This is a genomic window from Parasphingopyxis lamellibrachiae, from assembly GCF_003385775.1.
GTDB classification, from domain to species: domain Bacteria; phylum Pseudomonadota; class Alphaproteobacteria; order Sphingomonadales; family Sphingomonadaceae; genus Parasphingopyxis; species Parasphingopyxis lamellibrachiae.
Window position 1 is genome coordinate 2,199,478 of the sequence record NZ_QRDP01000004.1, and the last position, 16,544, is coordinate 2,216,021.

Consider the following 16,544-nt stretch of genomic DNA (forward strand, 5'->3'; position numbering starts at 1 on the left):
GCGCACCTCAATTCTTGTAAAGCGCGTCGAGCCGTTCGCCATAGACGTCGCGAATGACATGACGGCGGATTTTCATGGACGGTGTCATCTGGTCATTCTCGACCGAAAAGGCCTCGTCGGCAAAGACGATCCGCCTCACCTTTTCAACTGTGGCGAGCCCTTTGTTGACCCGGTCGACAGCGGCTGAAACGGCTTTGTGGAAATCCGGATTGTCGCGTAGGGTGACGTCGTCGTTCGGTACACCATTTTCCGCAGCCCATTCCCGCGTCCAGTCGGGGTCCGGAACAATCAGGCCGACAAGATAGGGCCGCTTGTCGCCGACCACCATCGCCTGCAGGATTTCCGGTTCGAGGGTCAACATGCCTTCGACGCGCTGCGGGGCGACATTGTCGCCCTTGTCGTTAACGATCAGATCCTTCTTGCGATCGGTAATGGCGATCCGGCCTTTCTCGTCGATATGGCCGATATCGCCGGTGTGGAGCCAGCCATCTTTCAGGACGCGCGCCGTCTCTTCCTCATTGCGCCAATAGCCCTGCATGACGAGCTCGCCGCGGATCAGTATCTCGCCATCTTCGGCGATTTTCACTTCGGTATTTTTGAGCGGCGGGCCGACTGTGTCCATCTTGAGCCCTGTTTTGGGCCGGTTGCAGGATATGACGGGGCCGGATTCCGTCTGCCCATAGCCCTGCAGCAAGGTCATCCCGAGGGAATGGAAGAAGATGCCGATTTCGGGATTGAGCGGAGCGCCGCCGGAAACCATCGCTTTCAGCCGACCTCCGAAGCGCTTGCGGATTTTCGGGCGCAGAATGACATTCAGCAAGGCATCCATCGGTCTGTCCCTGAAGGGAAGCGAACCCGAATAATCCTTCTCGCCGATATCGAGCGCTTTTTTCAACATATAGTTGGGAAGCTTGCCCTGCGTCTCAATCATCTTGAGCAGCCGGGTGCGCAGGACCTCGAAAAGCCGCGGCACGACGACCATGATAGTGGGCCGGGTTTCGAGAATGTCGGCCGCCAGCTTGTCGAGCCCGCGCGAATAGTAGATTTCGCCGCCCAGGCCGATGGGGAAGAACTGCCCGCCGCTATGTTCATAGGCATGGGACAGCGGCAGGAAGGAGAGAAACACCTCGTCCTTCCAGCCGAAATCTTCCGAGATAACGCTGACGCAGCCCTCAACATTGTGAAGGATTGCGCCATGATGCTGCATCACCCCGCGCGGCGCGCCCCCGGTTCCGCTGGTGTAGATGATGCAGGCGGTGTCATCGCGTGCAAAATTACAGGTCGCGGCGCGCGCTTCGATATCGGGTGTCTCTGCGCCGAGCAGAGAGGCCCAGTCGTGAAACCGGATGTCGCCGCCCTGGCCGACCCGCATGGGCTCGATACCAATGATGGATTTGCAATGGGTGGTGTTGAGCGCGGCGCTGGTGACGATCTTGGCCAGTTTCTGGGTCGAGACGATGATCGCCTTTGATCGGCTGTCTTCCAGGATATGCGTGTGATCGCGCTCGGTATTGGTGATGTAGGTCGGTACTGTGATGCAACCCGCCGCCATGATGCCAAGATCCGCAATGCACCATTCGGGCCGGTTCTCGGACACCAGCATGACCCGGTCGCCGCGCTTCAGGCCCAGTCGCTCCAGCGCGTCCGCAAGCGCGCAGACCTGTTGTGCGACCATGTTCCAGCTGATCGATTCCCAGCCGCTATGCGTTTTGCGCCAGAGAAAGGGCGCATTGCCCTTTTCGCGCACTCGCGTGAAAAACATGGTCAGGAGATTGGGGAAATGTTCGAGCTCACGCATTATCAGATATCCTGGGGAAGGGGCTGCTGGTCGGATGCCCGGCCCTGCTCACAGACAAGAGGGTCACGGATTCCATCTATCGCGGCCGGTCCGGCCAAAAGGCATAATTTCGTGCGGCAACCCGCCATGGCATATCCTCTCTCGCCGATCTGCGCCGACCCATCATGCTTTTAACGGATATTGGCGCAAGTGCCAGATAGACAATCCCCGCAAGGCTCGCCTACTAATCGTCGCATGATCATATCTCGCCTCTCCGCCACTATCGGGCTCGTTCTGGTCGCCGCCTGCGCGTCCGTGCAGTCGCCTCCCGCGGCCTCGCAGACGCTTGCGACGGAAGCCGCTTCGGTCGAAAGCGGCGTAGAGCCGTTCGTTATCGCGGCCAATCCGCTTGCCGCCCGGGCCGGTATCGAGGTTCTGGAACGCGGTGGCTCGGCCGTTGACGCGGCAATCGCCGTCCAGGCGATGCTTTCGCTTGTCGAGCCGCAATCCTCGGGAATTGGCGGCGGCGCGTTTCTCCATTATTTCGATGCCACGACCGGCGATCTGACAGTGTTTGACGGACGCGAGACTGCGCCCGCCCAGGCCAGCAGGACGATGTTTCTCGATCCGGATGGCGAGCCGATCTCGTTCCGCGATGCTGTAGTAAGCGGCCGTGCAACTGGCGTGCCCGGCGTCGTGGCGGCGCTGTCAGCTGCGCATGAGGCGCATGGCACCCTGCCATGGAACGGCCTGTTCGGCAGCGCGATCCGAACCGCCGATGAGGGGTTCATCGTCAGCCCGCGGCTCGGCCGGTTCCTTGCAATCAATTTTCCGCAGCTCTCCGTGCCGGAAGCGAATGCCTATTTCTCGCGGCCGGACGGCACTCGCCTGCAGGTCGGGGATCGCCTGCGCAATCCCGACTATGCGGCTTTCCTGGCCCGCCTTGCCGATCAGGGGCCAAGCGCATTGTATAGCGGCTCGATAGCGGCCGAGATTGTCGAGCGGACTCGCGCCGGGCCGTTGGGCGGGCAGATGACGATGGCGGACCTGGCCAATTATCGCCCGATTGAACGCCAGCCGGTTTGCAGCGCCTACCGCATTTACCGGGTCTGCGCCCCGCCGCCGCCTTCGAGCGGAGTCGGTTTTCTCCAATTGCTCGGCCTGCTTGAGCGCACCGATATTGCCGAGCGCAGACCGGAGGATCCCCGCGCATGGTTCCTCTTCGCGGAGGCAAGCCGCCTGATGTATGCGGATCGGGATCGCTATGTCGGCGATGTCCCGACTGTACCCGTCGAGGGGCTGCTCGACCCGGCCTATCTCGATAGCCGCGCCGCGCTTATCGGGGAACGCGCGATGCCTGCGCCGGAGGCCGGCACACCGCCGGGTGCCGAGCGGCCCGTTGCCGACCAGACGCATGAACCGGCAGGAACCTCCCATTTCATCGTCCGCGATGCCCGGGGCAATGTCGTGTCGATAACGACGACGGTGGAATCCATTTTCGGAACGGGCCGGATGGTCGGCGGCTTCTTCCTCAATAACCAGCTCACGGATTTCTCCTTCAATCCCCATCAGGCGGATGGCAGCCTCGCGCCCAATGCCGTGGCGCCGGGTAAGCGGCCGCGCTCCTCGATGATCCCGCTGATCCTGCTGGACGAGGCGGGCAATTTTGCCGGTGCCATCGGATCGGCAGGGGGCAATTCCATCCTCGCCTATGTCGGCAAATCGCTGGTCGGTGCGATCGATTGGGGTCTGCCGATGCAGGATGCACTGGCGCTGCCCAACCTAGTGGCGCGCGGCGAACGGATCGGCGGCGAGGTCGGTGATTTCGATCCGGCGATTGTTGCCGGTCTTGCCGAGCGCGGGATCGACCTTCTTCCCGGGCAGGGAGAGGATTCAGGCGTCCATGGTGTGCTGATCAGGAATGGCGAAGTCGATGGCGGTTTCGATCCGCGCCGCGAGGGCGTTGTCCTGACCCTGCCGCGCTGAGCGTCTAGCCGGTTCCCACGGCCTCGGCGATCGAGGCGAAGCCCTCCCGCTCGCGCAGTTTATCCAGCCCGAGGGCGATGCGCCTGCCAAGGCCGGGGCCATGAAAGGCGAGCGCGGTATAGAGCTGCACCAGGGATGCGCCGGCGCGGATGCGCGCCCAAGCCTCTTCGGCGGAATCGATTCCGCCGACGGCGATGATCGGCATGGCGCTCCCCGTCGCCTTGCGGAAATCCGCGAGGCGCTGGCGGGACAGAGGGGCCAGCGGCTTGCCGGACAATCCGCCGGTTTCGCCGGCATGGCGAGAGTGCAGCGCAGGTCGGCTTATCGTCGTGTTGCCGACAATCAGCGCGTCGATACCGCGCGTTATCGCGGTGCGGGAAATGGCGTCGATATCGGCCGGCTCGAGATCGGGGGCGACTTTGAGGAAGACCGGGGGGCCTTCTGCGCCGCGGGCTGCCAATACGCGTTCGAGCAGGGCATCCAGCGCGCCCTCGTCCTGCAGCGCCCGAAGTCCCGGCGTGTTGGGGGAGGAGATGTTGATCGTCAGATAGTCGGCCATCGGCGCCATCGCCCGCGCGCCCGCTTCATAGTCGGTGATCCGGTCTTCGCTGTCCTTGTTGGCGCCGATATTGATGCCGACTATGCCGCGCGACCGGTCGCGGCGCGCGAGCCGCTTTGCCGCCGCCGCCTGCCCCGCATTGTTGAAGCCCATCCGGTTGATGACGGCCTCGTCTTCGCGCAGCCGGAACAGCCGCGGCTTCGGATTGCCCGATTGCGGCAGCGGGGTAACCGTGCCTATCTCGACATGGCCGAAGCCCAGGCCCAGCATTTCGTCGAAGACTTCGGCGTCTTTGTCGAAACCGGGAGCCAGGCCGACCGGGTTGGGAAAGGTCAGGCCGGCGATCTGCACCTGCAACTCCCGCGGCGCCCGCTTTGCCCCAATGGCAGGGACAGCCTTCAGTCCCGCGATAGACAGGCGGTGGGCCCGTTCCGCATCGATCGTGAAAATAAGGGGGCGAAGCAGCGGGTATAACGTCATGCGCTGCGCTATGGCAGCGGCGGCGTGACTGGTCAAAATGCGGTTGAACTGGCTAGGATATGGAACAGTCATAAACAGGGGTTCTCGACCATGAAGCGCATTCTTCTTCTTTCCACTGCGGGAGCACTGGCGGCTTTCGCATCCGTGACGGTGCAATCCCAAACTCCCGCCGCGTCGTCCGAGGCGGGCGCCGTTTCGGCGGACGCCGCGTTGGCCGAATTTTTCGAAGCCTATGACCAGGCCGAACTTGAATTTTCACCGCTGACGAAAGCGTTTCGCGGTATTCGCGACGAGGATTACGGCACATGGGGCGATTTCAGCGACGCCGATGCGGTTGCCGAGCAGGAACGACGGATCGCCGCGCTCGACCGGATGCACGCGCAGTTCGCGGAAGCCGGTCTCAGCCCGGACTCACGCCTGTCCTACCGGCTGTTCGAGCGGGTGGCCGAACGCAGTTCCGCCGCGTTCGAATTCCGCCGCAACGGTTATGTGTTCGATCAGATGAATGGTGCGCAAAGCGGCTTGCCTGCGTTCCTCATCAATATCCACCGGGTTTCGAACATGGAAGAGGCGGAAGCCTATGTCAGCCGGCTTCAGGGCCTCGGCCAGGCGATGGACCAGCTTATCATCGAAGCCGAAGCGCGCGAGGCCAATGGCGTCCTGCCGCCCGATTGGGTGTTTCCCTACATTATTTCGGACGCCCGCAATGTGATTAGCGGCGCGCCCTTCACCGAGGGCGATGACGCGCCGCTCTATGCCGATCTCCAGGAGAAGGTGAACGGACTCGAGATCAGCGACGAGGCGAAGGCGGATCTTATCGCCCGCGGGCGTGCGGCGCTGCTCGAATCGGTCGGCCCGGCCTATGAGCGGTTGATCGCCATGTTCGAACGCCAGCAGGCCGGCGCGCCCGAACAGGATGGTATCTGGCGCTTCGCCAACGGTGCGGACTATTACGCCGAACGGCTGCGCTATTACACAACGACCGATCTCACGGCCGATGAGATCCATCGGATCGGCCTTGAACAGGTCGCGCGGATCCATGGCGAGATGCGGGCGATCATGGCGCAGGTCGGCTTCGAAGGAACACTGCAGGAATTCTTCGTCCATCTGCGCAACAATGACGACATGTTCCACACCTCGCGCGAAAACTATCTGGCAGAGGCCAATGCCGTCATCGCCGCGATGCGGGAGCGGTTGCCAGAATTCTTCGGGACGCTGCCGCGGGCCGACCTGGTCGTCCGGCCGGTCGAGGCGTTCCGCGAACAATCGGCGGGCAAGGCGTTCTACAACGCCCCGACGCCGGATGGTTCGCGACCGGGCATCTATTATGTGAACCTCTACAATCTGCGCGACATGTCCCGCACCGAACTTGAGGCGCTTGCCTATCACGAGGGTGTGCCGGGGCATCACCTCCAGCGCTCCCTGCAGGTAGAGGGGGGCGAGATTCCGACCTTCCGGCGTTTCGGCGGATTCACCGCCTATAACGAAGGCTGGGGTCTCTATGCCGAAGAACTCGGCAAGGAAATGGGCGGCTATACCGACCCCTATTCCGATTTCGGCCGGCTGGGCATGGAACTATGGCGCGCCGCCCGCCTCGTCGTCGATACCGGCATCCACCATATGCGCTGGTCCCGCGAAGAAGCGATTGCCTATCTGCAGGAGAACACGCCCAATCCAGAGGGCGATATCCGCAGAGCCATTGAACGGTACATCGTCTATCCGGGTCAGGCGACCGCCTATATGATCGGCAAGCTCAAGATCATGGAGCTGCGCCAGCGGGCCATGGATACGCTTGGCGAAGATTTCGACTATCGCGGATTCCATGATGCGGTTCTCGCGCCCGGCCCCGTGCCGCTGGATATCCTCGAAACACAGGTCGATGCCTGGATAGCAAGCGTTCAGGCGGAGGGCTGATCGGCTTTTTGTCGCATTTGTCCAATACGCCGGCTTTGACTCCGGCCTATTCCGGCGCTGCGACCCGAAGGATCCTCATGTGAGGAACCTTAAGACTAGCGGCCCTTGGCAGGAAACTGCCCTGGGCCGCTTTTTTTTGTGATCGAATTGCGCTACCCCCTGTTTTTGAAGCAGAAAACAAAAACGCTTCGGGGCGCAAAACTTGACCGATATGTCGAAATTCTCGCTGGAATTCGCACCACCTCCCGATGATATGCAGGAGTTGGTCTCGACCTTCTATCTGTTCTCCGCCGATATCGACGAAAGCACGCAGACCGAACGAGCAGACCGCGCGCAGCTTCGTTTTCTGCTGCAGGGGAGCGGTGGGTACGAGTTTCATGACGGCGTCTATCTGGATGCGGCTCCCGTAACGATTATCGGGCCGACGACGGGCCCGACCATCGGCCATGTCAAAGGGCCGTTGGAAATTTTCGGGATAGGACTGCAACCGGCCGGATGGGGCAGCCTGATGGGCGCCGATGCAGAACGCTACACGAATCGTCTGATCGATGCGGCTTCCATTTTCGGCGACGGCGTGATGGAGACCCATGCCGCGATCGACGCTGCCGAAACTCTGGCGGAAAAAGTCACGATAGGAGAGGCCTTCGCGCGGGAACTTCTGAAAGATGCCGAGTCTTCGCCGATCTGGTTCACCCGGGTGGTCGATGAATGGCTGACCGGCAGTGCCTCTCCCGATATCAACGACCTGATCGACCAGTCGGGCCTGTCAAAGCGTCAGGTCGAACGCATGACGAAGCGCTTCTACGGCGCGTCGCCCAAACTTCTCGCCCGCAAATATCGGGCGCTCCGCGCCGCTTCGCTCCTCGTGCGCCAAGACGGCGATGAAGAAGCCCCGCTCGAAGATGCCTTTTACGATCAATCCCACCTGATCCGCGAGATCAAGGAGTTTACCGGGGCGACGCCCGGCAAGATCAGCAAAGAGCCAGATACGCTGTCCAAGGAAGTGGCCGAGCGGCGCAAGAAACTGGCCGGCAAGGTCAGCAAACTGATTTCCGATACTTAGCACCCGGGGCGGGATCGCTATTCGCCCTCTCACGCCTTGATTTCTGGCGGACAAGCGCCCAAATCGTCAATCAGAACGAATCAATCCGATTTGAGGATTCGCAATGCGCCTTTCGAGTATGGCCGACTATGCTATTGTCACGATGCGGGCCGCGTCCCGGCATTGCGGCGGATCGCGGACCAGCGCAACGCAGCTGGCCGAGGAAACGGGCATTCCGCTGCCCACGACCCAGAAGCTGATCAGCCTCCTGTCGCGCGGGGGCCTGCTCATATCGATGCGCGGCGCGGGTGGCGGTATCCAGCTGGCGCGGCCGGCCGCGGCGATCAGTCTTGCCGATATTATCGAAGCCGTTGAAGGCCCGATCGCGATGACCGCCTGTGTGGAAAAGGGCCGCCATGATTGCGGGCTGGAAGATGCCTGCCAGGTCAGGCCGCACTGGGGTATCGTCAACGATGCAGTTCGCGGTGCGCTGAACGATGTCAGCCTTGCAAGCCTCTCCAGCACCGGCCCAGCCGGTCTGGCCGTTCCTGTTACCGAAAGTGCCCATGCATGACCGACGATACGAAATTCCGGAACGAAGAAGCCTTCGAGGCTGCCAAAAAAGCGGAAACCTATGAGTTCGGCTGGTCGTCCGACATCGAACAGGATTTTGCGCCCAAGGGCCTGAACGAAGACACGGTCCGTTTCATCTCTGCCAAGAAGGAAGAGCCGGAATGGATGCTTGAATGGCGGCTGAAGGCGTATCGCCGCTGGTTGAAGATGGAGACGCCGGACTGGGCGAAGCTCAACATTCCGGCGATCGATTATCAGGACGCCTATTATTATGCCGAGCCCAAAGCCAAGGAAAAGCTCGGTTCGCTCGACGAGGTCGATCCGGAAATCCTGCGCGTATACGAGAAGCTCGGCATTCCGATCGAGGAGCAGAAGGTGCTGGCCGGGGTCGAGGGCGCGCGCAAGGTGGCCGTCGACGCCGTGTTCGACAGCGTGAGCGTGGCAACGACATTCCGCGAGGAACTGTCGAAAGCCGGCGTGATATTCCTCTCCATCTCCGAAGCGATTCGCGAGTATCCGGAACTGGTGAAGAAATGGCTCGCCAAGGTCGTGCCCGTGCACGACAATTATTTCGCCGCGCTCAATTCGGCGGTCTTTTCGGACGGCACCTTCGTTTACATCCCGGAAGGCGTCCGCTGCCCGATGGAGCTTTCCACCTATTTCCGGATCAATGCCGAAAATACCGGCCAGTTCGAACGTACGCTGATCATTGCGGAGAAGGGGAGCTATGTCTCCTATCTCGAGGGCTGCACCGCGCCGATGCGCGACGAGAACCAGCTCCATGCCGCAGTCGTCGAGCTGGTCGCGCTCGACGATGCCGAGATCAAATATTCAACCGTGCAGAACTGGTATCCGGGAGATGCCGAGGGCAAGGGCGGGATCTACAATTTCGTCACCAAGCGCGGGCTTTGCCAGGGAAAGAACAGCAAGATCAGCTGGACCCAGGTCGAGACGGGTTCGGCCATCACCTGGAAATATCCCAGCTGCGTTCTCAATGGCGAAAACAGCATCGGCGAATTCTATTCGGTTGCGCTTACCAACAACTACCAGCAGGCCGATACCGGCACCAAGATGATCCACAATGCGAGCGGCACCCGCTCGACGATCATCTCCAAGGGCATCAGCGCGGGCAAGAGCGACAACACTTATCGCGGGCTGGTGCGTGTGGCGCCGGGCGCGGAAGGCGTGCGCAATTTCACCCAGTGCGATTCGTTGCTGCTCGGCGATCAGTGCGGCGCCCATACCGTGCCCTATATCGAGGTGCGGAATCCGAGCGCCCAGATCGAGCATGAGGCGACGACCTCCAAGATCAGCGACGACCAGATGTTCTATGCCCAGCAGCGCGGCCTCGACGAAGAGGAATCCGTGGCGCTGATCGTCAACGGTTTTGCGAAGGAAGTGCTCAAGCAGCTGCCGATGGAATTCGCCGTCGAGGCCCAGAAGCTGCTCGATATTTCGCTCGAAGGGAGTGTTGGATGATGATGCGCTTTGCTTCCATGGCCGCGTGCCTGGTGCTTGCTGTCCCGACCGCGCTGGTTGCCCAGAACGATGAGCAGGAAGGCGGCGGTACCGTCGATCTCGACGCGATCGATGCGCTGTTAGGCGGCGCAGCTGTTACCGGTGCCGGTGACACCGCTGCGGGCGATGCCGATACTACGGACGCCGAAGGCGAAGAGCCGACCGAGGAGGATACCGACTCGTCTGGTGACGGCGAAGAAGATGCGGCGGAGGAGGATGCGGAAGCACCCGAGATTTCCGATCTCACGCTTGCCTTCAACGCCTATTCGCTCTGCGCTTCCGAAGCGGGCGCGGCGCTTGAGGAAACGGGCTTTGCGCTGGATGTGATCGGGCGGGAGGCTTTGCTGCGCTGTTCGGGCCAGCGCGCAGCCTATGTGAACGCATTCTATTTCAGTCTGCTGCCATATCATCCCGATGGTGAAGAAATCGAGGTTCGGGCAAGCGCCGAACGGCTTGTCGCGCAATCCGACACGGCGATTGCCAACGTCGTCACGCGCGAAGTGACAGACCTGCGAGAAATCAGAGAGCTCGACGCCGCTGCGGAGGCCGAGGATGAAGAGGCCCGGTCTGCCGATCCATCTGGCGAAGACGATGCGGCGACTGCCGAAGAAAACCCCGACGGCGATACAGCCGAAGACGAAATGGAACCCAATGCTCAAGATTGACAATCTCCACGCCGAAGTCGGCGGAACCGAAATTCTCAAGGGGCTGAGCCTCGAAATCGCGGCCGGCGAGATCCATGCCATCATGGGTCCCAACGGCGCGGGCAAATCGACACTCGCCTATGTGCTGGGCGGCCGCGACGGCTATGAGGTCACCGGAGGGTCGGCGACCTATGACGGGATCGACCTGCTCGAACTCGCGCCGCATGAGCGTGCTGCAGCAGGTCTGTTTCTGGGATTCCAGTATCCGGTCGAGATTCCCGGAGTGTCCAATGTCCAGTTTCTGCGCTCGGCGCTCAACGCCCAGCGAAAGGTGCGCGGCGAAGAACCGCTGTCGGGCGCCGAATTCCTCAAGCTCGCCCGTGAACAGGCAAGCGCGCTCAAGATGGATGCCGAAATGCTCAAGCGCGCCGTCAATGTTGGCTTTTCCGGCGGCGAGAAGAAGCGCAACGAAATGGTGCAGATGGGGATTATCGATCCCAAACTGGCGATCCTCGACGAAACCGATAGCGGCCTCGATATCGATGCATTGCGCACCGTAGGCGAAGGCATCAACACGATCATGCGCCAACCGGATAAAGCCGTGCTGCTGATCACGCACTATCAAAGGCTTCTGGACGTGGTGAAGCCCGATTTCGTCCATGTTCTGGCGGGTGGCCGGATCGTGAAGACGGGCGGCGCCAATCTCGCGCTGCAACTCGAGAGCGAAGGCTATGAAGCCATTGCGGAGGCGGCGTGACCGAAACTCGCGCCCTCCCCACTCGCCGCGATGAGGCATGGCGGTACGCCGATCTCGATGCGCTCGCTCCGGTCTGGCCGAATATCGCCGGCCAGCGCGAAGAGATTGCGGTCGCAGCGGGCGAAGCTGTTAGCCGGCAGATCATTCTCGAGTCCGGCGATCCCAATGTCGCGGTAAAGACGCTCGCCGTCACCATCGGCAAGAATGCGCGTTTCGCCCTTCACTGCCTTGCCATCGCCGCCGATTATGGGCGCATCTCGGTGGAAGCGACGCTGGAAGAAGGCGCGCATTTCGAACTGGGCGGGGCCATTCTCGGCACCGGCGATCAGACATTGGAGATCGTTACCGATATTCGCCACGCCGAGCCGGGCGGGACGAGCAACCAGATCGTTCGCAGCGTTTTGGGCGGCAAGGCGACGGGCAGTTATCTCGGCAAGGTCGGCGTCGCGCGCGACGCGCAAAAGACAGACGCATCGCAATCCGTGAAGGCCATGCTGCTCGACCGGACCGCCACGGCCAACGCCAAGCCCGAACTCGAAATCTTCGCGGACGATGTGAAATGCGCGCATGGCGCAACCGTCGGCGAGCTCGACAAGGCCGCGCTTTTCTACATGGCCTCGCGCGGGATTCCGCCGGTCGAGGCCCGGCGCCTGATGCTGCAGGCTTTCATCGCGGATGCCTTTGTGTCGCTGGATGATGACAGTGTCCGTGAGGAGATCGAAGCGAAGGCGCTCGCTGAATTGGAGGCGATCACATGAACGTCATGACCGCCCCCACTCCTGTCGATGTGCGTGCAGACTTTCCCGGTCTGGCGAACAACTGGCATTATCTCGATACGGCGGCGACGGCGCAGAAGCCGCAGGCAGTGATCGATGCGATCGCGCGCGGCTATGGCGAAGACTATGCCACCGTGCATCGCGGCGTCTATTCGCGCTCGGCTGATATGACATTGGCCTATGAGGCAGCGCGCAAGCGGGTTGCGGATTTCATCGGTGCAGCTTCCGACAGCGAGATCGTGTTTACGCGCGGCGCGACCGAGGCGATCAATCTTGTCGCGAACAGCTGGGGCAACGGGGCGCTGGGCGCGGGCGATCGCATCATGCTGTCCGCGCTTGAGCATCATTCGAATATCGTGCCGTGGCAGATGCTTGCCGAGCGCGTGGGTGCGCAAATCGATGTTGCGCCGCTGACCGACGATGGCAAAATCGATCTCGATGCGATGGCGGTGATGCTGACGGACCAGCACAAGCTGGTCGCGCTTGCCCATGTTTCCAATGTTCTCGGCTCGCTGCTCGATGTGAAACGGGCGGCCGAACTGGCCCATGGAGTGGGCGCAAAGCTGTTGCTCGATGGCTGTCAGGCGGTACCGCGCATGGCCGTGGATGTGCAGGCGCTCGATTGCGATTTCTACGTCTTTTCCGCGCACAAGCTTTACGGCCCGACGGGAATCGGCGCGCTCTGGGCGCGGGCCGATATTCTCGAAGCCATGCCCCCATGGGAGGGCGGCGGATCGATGATCGACAAGGTCAGTTTCGAACGCACAACCTATGCCCCGCCGCCGCAGCGGTTCGAGGCGGGTACGCCGCATATTGTTGGCGCGCTCGGCCTGCATGCAGCCATCGATTATGTGTCGGCTATCGGGCTCGACGCTATCCATGCGCAGGAGGCGGCGCTCGTCACGTGGGCGCGTGAGGCGCTCTCGCAGTTCAACAGCGTGCGCTTGTTCGGACCAGAAGACAGCGCCGGGATCGTCAGCTTTGCGATCGAAGGGGTACACCCGCACGATATCGGCACCATATTGGACGAAGAGGGCGTGGCAATTCGCGCCGGGCATCATTGCGCCCAGCCGCTGATGGCCGCGCTCGGCGTCGACGCCACGGCGCGCGCGAGTTTCGGCGTTTACAGCAACAGCGATGATGTCGCCGCGCTCGTGCAGGGCATTGAGCGCGTCACACGAATTTTTGGATAGGGATCTTCTGATGGGAAACCGGGCATGAACGAAGAACGCAAGATCATGGTCGAGGAAGTCGGTGCCGTCGACAAGCCCGCCAGGGCGCGGGTCGAGGATGCATCCGAACCGAAAGCCTATGTCGCTGCACCTTCGCCGGTCGAGGGTGAAAGCGATTCCGCGAAGCTGGAACGCAAGAAGGACTATCTCGAGGGCTTTCTGGCCCAGCCGCCTGTCGAGACCGCCGACGCGGGCAGCGGCGATCTGACCGCCGATGTGATCGCCGCGCTCAAGGAGATCTACGATCCGGAAATCCCGGTGAACATCTATGATCTCGGGCTGATCTACGGCGTCGAAGTCTCCGACAACGCCGAGGCGATTGTCACCATGACGCTGACCACGCCGCATTGCCCGGTTGCCGAATCGATGCCGGGCGAGATCGAACTGCGTGTCGGCTCGGTTCCAGGCGTCGGCCATGCCGAGGTTAATCTCGTCTGGGATCCGCCCTGGGATCCATCGAAAATGACCGACGAAGCAAAACTCGAACTGGGGATGCTGTAATGGCCACGAAAACCCGGGAGATGCCGGCCGCGCTCACCCTGACCGAAACCGCCCATGCGCGGATCGCGGCCCTGATGGAGCGGGCGCCGGAAGACGCCATCGGCGTGAAGCTCTCGACGCCGCAGCGCGGCTGTTCAGGCCTTGCCTATTCGGTCGATTACGTCACCGAGGCCGATCCGATGGACGAGAAAATCGTCACGCCCGGCGGCGATTTCTATGTCGATGCCGGATCGGTGCTCTATCTGATCGGTTCGACCATGGACTGGCAGGAAGACGATTTCACCGCGGGTTTCGTTTTCGATAATCCCAATGCGACGGGCAGCTGTGGCTGCGGTGAGAGCTTTACCGTCTAGGCACCGGCCGCCGGTTGAAGGCTAGAAGCCCAGCGTAAACCGGATCGCGCCGCCCATATCGTTGTCGATCGATGCGTAATGGCCCGGATCGCGGCGATAGAAGAGATGACCGGTCAGCCAGGCCTGGCCGATCCTCCGCGAATAGGCCGCTTCCATGTCGATCTGCCGTCCTTCGGGTGCGAGATTGAAAAACCGGTTTTCATAACCCGGCGTCTGCAACGCATAGTCATAGCTGGTCGGCAAATTGAGCCGGAGGCCGCCGCGATAGACGCGCAGCGGCTGTGCGACGCGTAGTGAAAGCCTGTCGTTGTCGGCCAATATGCCGGTCTTCGAAATGTCTGCGGATACCGCGAAACTACGCAACGTGCCGCCGCGCAGAACCGCGCCCGATCCGTTTGCGAAGCTCCAGCCATGGCGCATATTGCCGCCGAGCGACCAGCCATCGGGACCGGCCCAGCGCAGGGCGATATCGGCGAACAGCGAGGTGCTGCCCTGTCCGCCGCCCAGCGCTTCGCTGAACCGGGCGCCAAGAAATGTCTCGTCTTCGGCCATCAGGCTGAGCCCGCCATCGAGACGCAGCCCGCCCCATTGGCGGTCCGCGGCGATGCCCATCATCGTATAGCCGGATTCCAGCCAGGCATCGCGGGCGAGGGCCTGGTCCCTATCGTGCGGCGACAGGGCCTGCCCGCGCTCCGCGACAATGGTCACGCCGAGAGCGCCAGCCCGGCGGTGCAGCGCGAAGCTGGTGTCGGCCCGGCTCGAAAAGCCGCTATCGCCCACCGCTTCGCGCGCGATAAGAAAGGCGGGCCTGACGCGGCCGTTAAGCCGGGCGCCAACGCTGCCGCCGTCCTGCGAAACAGCAAAGGCGATGCGGGTGCTGGCGTCCAGCTGCGCCGCGATCATTCCGGCCGCGACGCGGGCGCGCCGGGCATCTTCGCCGCGCAGGGCAAGCCGCGCGATCCGCGTCTGGGTGGCGCGCGCATCGATGGTGAAGGCAAGGATCGCGTCGCTGCCGGCCGGTGCGATAAACTGCCCGCCGCGGTTCACCGCGAGGCTGTCGGCCAGCTGCGTGCTCGGGGTCGAACGACGAACCGTATCGGCCAAATCGATCGCAAAGGCCCGGCTGAAACCGTCCAGAATGATCGCACCGGTTCCGCTTTGGCGCGCGTCGCCCATCGGGGCGGAAAGCGTGATGTTGCTGGCCATGCTTACCGGTGTGGCGCTGCCGGCAAGGCTGGTCGATCCCTGTGGCCGGAATGCTTCGCGGAGATCGAGAATCCCCTGGCCGTAAATGGCATCGTCGCCAGCGGTGCCGCCATCGCGCGCGCTCTGGAACAGGAGCTGCACGATTTCGCTGCCCGTGAGATTGGGGAAGGCGGAAGCAAGCAAGGCCACGGCCGCCGTGATCTGCGGTGCGGAATAGGATGTTCCGCTGAACAGGTAGTTGGTGCCGGTCTCGTCGAAACTGCGCACGCGCTCGCCGAGCGCACCGAGATAGAAGGCCTGCCCGTCACCGGCACGATTCGAAAAATCGCTGATCGCGTCATTGCGGTCCACGGATCCCGCGATGATGACATGGCCGTTCGCTTCGGCCGAAAGTGCGACAAGGGCGAGTCCGTCGGGATTGTCTCCTTCGGGTTCTTCGCCTTCATTGCCGGCCGAGATCACGATGACGATACCCGCATTGGCAGCGCGTGCCACGGCATTGCGAAAGCGCTGCGTCGTGCCGCCTCCGCCCAGAGAGATGTTTATCGTCCGGGCATTGTTCCGCACGGCGATGTCGATCGCGTCGGCAAGGTCGCCGGTATTGTGCAGACAGCCCCCGTCGGGACCGGTGTCGGCGCAGCTGCCGGGCTCGTCCGTCCTGAGGACGAGCAATGTGGAATCAAACGCCATGCCGACTACATTGGCATTGTCGCGGTTGGCGGCGATGACGGCCGAGACGGACGTGCCATGGCCGCTTTCATCGTCGATGCCCCGGCTGCCAGCGATGTCCCGTGAGGCAGCGCTGATCCGGCCGGCAAATTCGGAACTGTCCTCGTCGATACCGCTGTCGAGCACCGCGACGGTTATGCCCGCACCCGTCGCTCCTTCGTCATAGGCGACAGTCGCATTGGCATGGTCGATCCCGGCGGAATTGCTGAACTCCGTCGTATTGGTGTTGATCGAGGGTGGGGGAGGCGGCGGTGGCGGAGGGGTAGGCGGTACCGGATTGGGCGCGGCGGCGGGCGTTGGCACGGAATTGACAGTTCCGCCGCCGCCGCCACCACCGCAGGCGGCCAGCGCAAGAAATAAAGGAATATTGGTAGCAACGAGGAGGCGCGCTTTGCCGGTCATGAACGAATCACCCTGTGAGCGCCCCACGCTCGCCCGACTATTGCCCGATCCGGACTTTCGGAACGATTAAGTCCAAATTCGCTTTGCGGTAACCA

General features: G+C 62.2%; 14 protein-coding genes. 11 read left to right on the forward strand and 3 right to left on the reverse strand.

The annotated features are described in order from the left end of the window. Window positions 1–7: 7 nt before the first annotated feature. Window positions 8–1,798, reverse strand: a complete 1,791-nt coding sequence (locus DFR46_RS11010) for an AMP-dependent synthetase/ligase (RefSeq protein ID WP_116236483.1) — start codon at window positions 1,796–1,798, stop codon at window positions 8–10. A 234-nt stretch (window positions 1,799–2,032) separates the two neighbouring features. On the opposite strand from DFR46_RS11010, the gene DFR46_RS11015 reads away from it, so the two are divergent. Next, window positions 2,033–3,763, forward strand: a complete 1,731-nt coding sequence (locus tag DFR46_RS11015; protein ID WP_116236484.1) for a gamma-glutamyltransferase family protein — start codon at window positions 2,033–2,035, stop codon at window positions 3,761–3,763. Window positions 3,764–3,767: 4 nt separating this feature from the next. Here DFR46_RS11015 and DFR46_RS11020 read toward each other — a convergent pair whose 3' ends face one another. Continuing rightward, window positions 3,768–4,802, reverse strand: coding sequence for a quinone-dependent dihydroorotate dehydrogenase (locus tag DFR46_RS11020; RefSeq protein WP_116237303.1), 1,035 nt, complete (start codon window positions 4,800–4,802; stop codon window positions 3,768–3,770). Between the two features lie 90 nt (window positions 4,803–4,892). On the opposite strand from DFR46_RS11020, the gene DFR46_RS11025 reads away from it, so the two are divergent. From DFR46_RS11025 to DFR46_RS11070, 10 genes are all read left to right on the forward strand, one after another. Further along, the gene (locus DFR46_RS11025) at window positions 4,893–6,716 is read left to right on the forward strand and encodes a DUF885 domain-containing protein (protein ID WP_116236485.1); all 1,824 of its coding nucleotides are present in this window, start codon (window positions 4,893–4,895) and stop codon (window positions 6,714–6,716) included. A gap of 211 nt (window positions 6,717–6,927) precedes the next feature. Beyond that, the gene (locus tag DFR46_RS11030) at window positions 6,928–7,779 is read left to right on the forward strand and encodes an AraC family transcriptional regulator (RefSeq protein ID WP_116236486.1); all 852 of its coding nucleotides are present in this window, start codon (window positions 6,928–6,930) and stop codon (window positions 7,777–7,779) included. A gap of 103 nt (window positions 7,780–7,882) precedes the next feature. Beyond that, window positions 7,883–8,332, forward strand: a complete 450-nt coding sequence (locus tag DFR46_RS11035; protein WP_116236487.1) for an SUF system Fe-S cluster assembly regulator — start codon at window positions 7,883–7,885, stop codon at window positions 8,330–8,332. Then, the gene (sufB, locus tag DFR46_RS11040; RefSeq protein WP_116236488.1) at window positions 8,329–9,810 is read left to right on the forward strand and encodes a Fe-S cluster assembly protein SufB; all 1,482 of its coding nucleotides are present in this window, start codon (window positions 8,329–8,331) and stop codon (window positions 9,808–9,810) included. Before DFR46_RS11035 ends, sufB begins: the two co-directional genes overlap by 4 nt. After that, entirely contained in the window at window positions 9,807–10,514 is a 708-nt protein-coding gene (locus DFR46_RS11045; RefSeq protein ID WP_116236489.1) for a hypothetical protein, read from the forward strand. The genes sufB and DFR46_RS11045 overlap by 4 nt, the downstream gene beginning before the upstream one ends. Continuing rightward, window positions 10,501–11,250, forward strand: coding sequence for a Fe-S cluster assembly ATPase SufC (gene sufC, locus DFR46_RS11050; protein ID WP_116236490.1), 750 nt, complete (start codon window positions 10,501–10,503; stop codon window positions 11,248–11,250). The genes DFR46_RS11045 and sufC overlap by 14 nt, the downstream gene beginning before the upstream one ends. After that, window positions 11,247–12,008: a SufD family Fe-S cluster assembly protein gene (locus DFR46_RS11055; protein ID WP_116236491.1), complete on the forward strand. Its 762-nt coding sequence runs from the start codon at window positions 11,247–11,249 to the stop codon at window positions 12,006–12,008. Before sufC ends, DFR46_RS11055 begins: the two co-directional genes overlap by 4 nt. Continuing rightward, complete coding sequence (locus DFR46_RS11060) at window positions 12,005–13,219, forward strand: cysteine desulfurase (RefSeq protein WP_116236492.1); 1,215 nt, start codon at window positions 12,005–12,007, stop codon at window positions 13,217–13,219. Before DFR46_RS11055 ends, DFR46_RS11060 begins: the two co-directional genes overlap by 4 nt. Window positions 13,220–13,243: 24 nt before the next feature. Further along, a complete protein-coding gene (locus DFR46_RS11065) occupies window positions 13,244–13,759 on the forward strand; it encodes an SUF system Fe-S cluster assembly protein (protein ID WP_116236493.1) in 516 nt (171 codons plus the stop codon). Next, the gene (locus DFR46_RS11070) at window positions 13,759–14,112 is read left to right on the forward strand and encodes a HesB/IscA family protein (protein ID WP_116236494.1); all 354 of its coding nucleotides are present in this window, start codon (window positions 13,759–13,761) and stop codon (window positions 14,110–14,112) included. Before DFR46_RS11065 ends, DFR46_RS11070 begins: the two co-directional genes overlap by 1 nt. A 21-nt stretch (window positions 14,113–14,133) precedes the next feature. Here the strand turns inward: DFR46_RS11070 and DFR46_RS11075 are convergent, their stop codons facing one another. Next, entirely contained in the window at window positions 14,134–16,449 is a 2,316-nt protein-coding gene (locus tag DFR46_RS11075; protein WP_116236495.1) for a S8 family peptidase, read from the reverse strand. Between the last annotated feature and the right edge of the window lie 95 nt (window positions 16,450–16,544).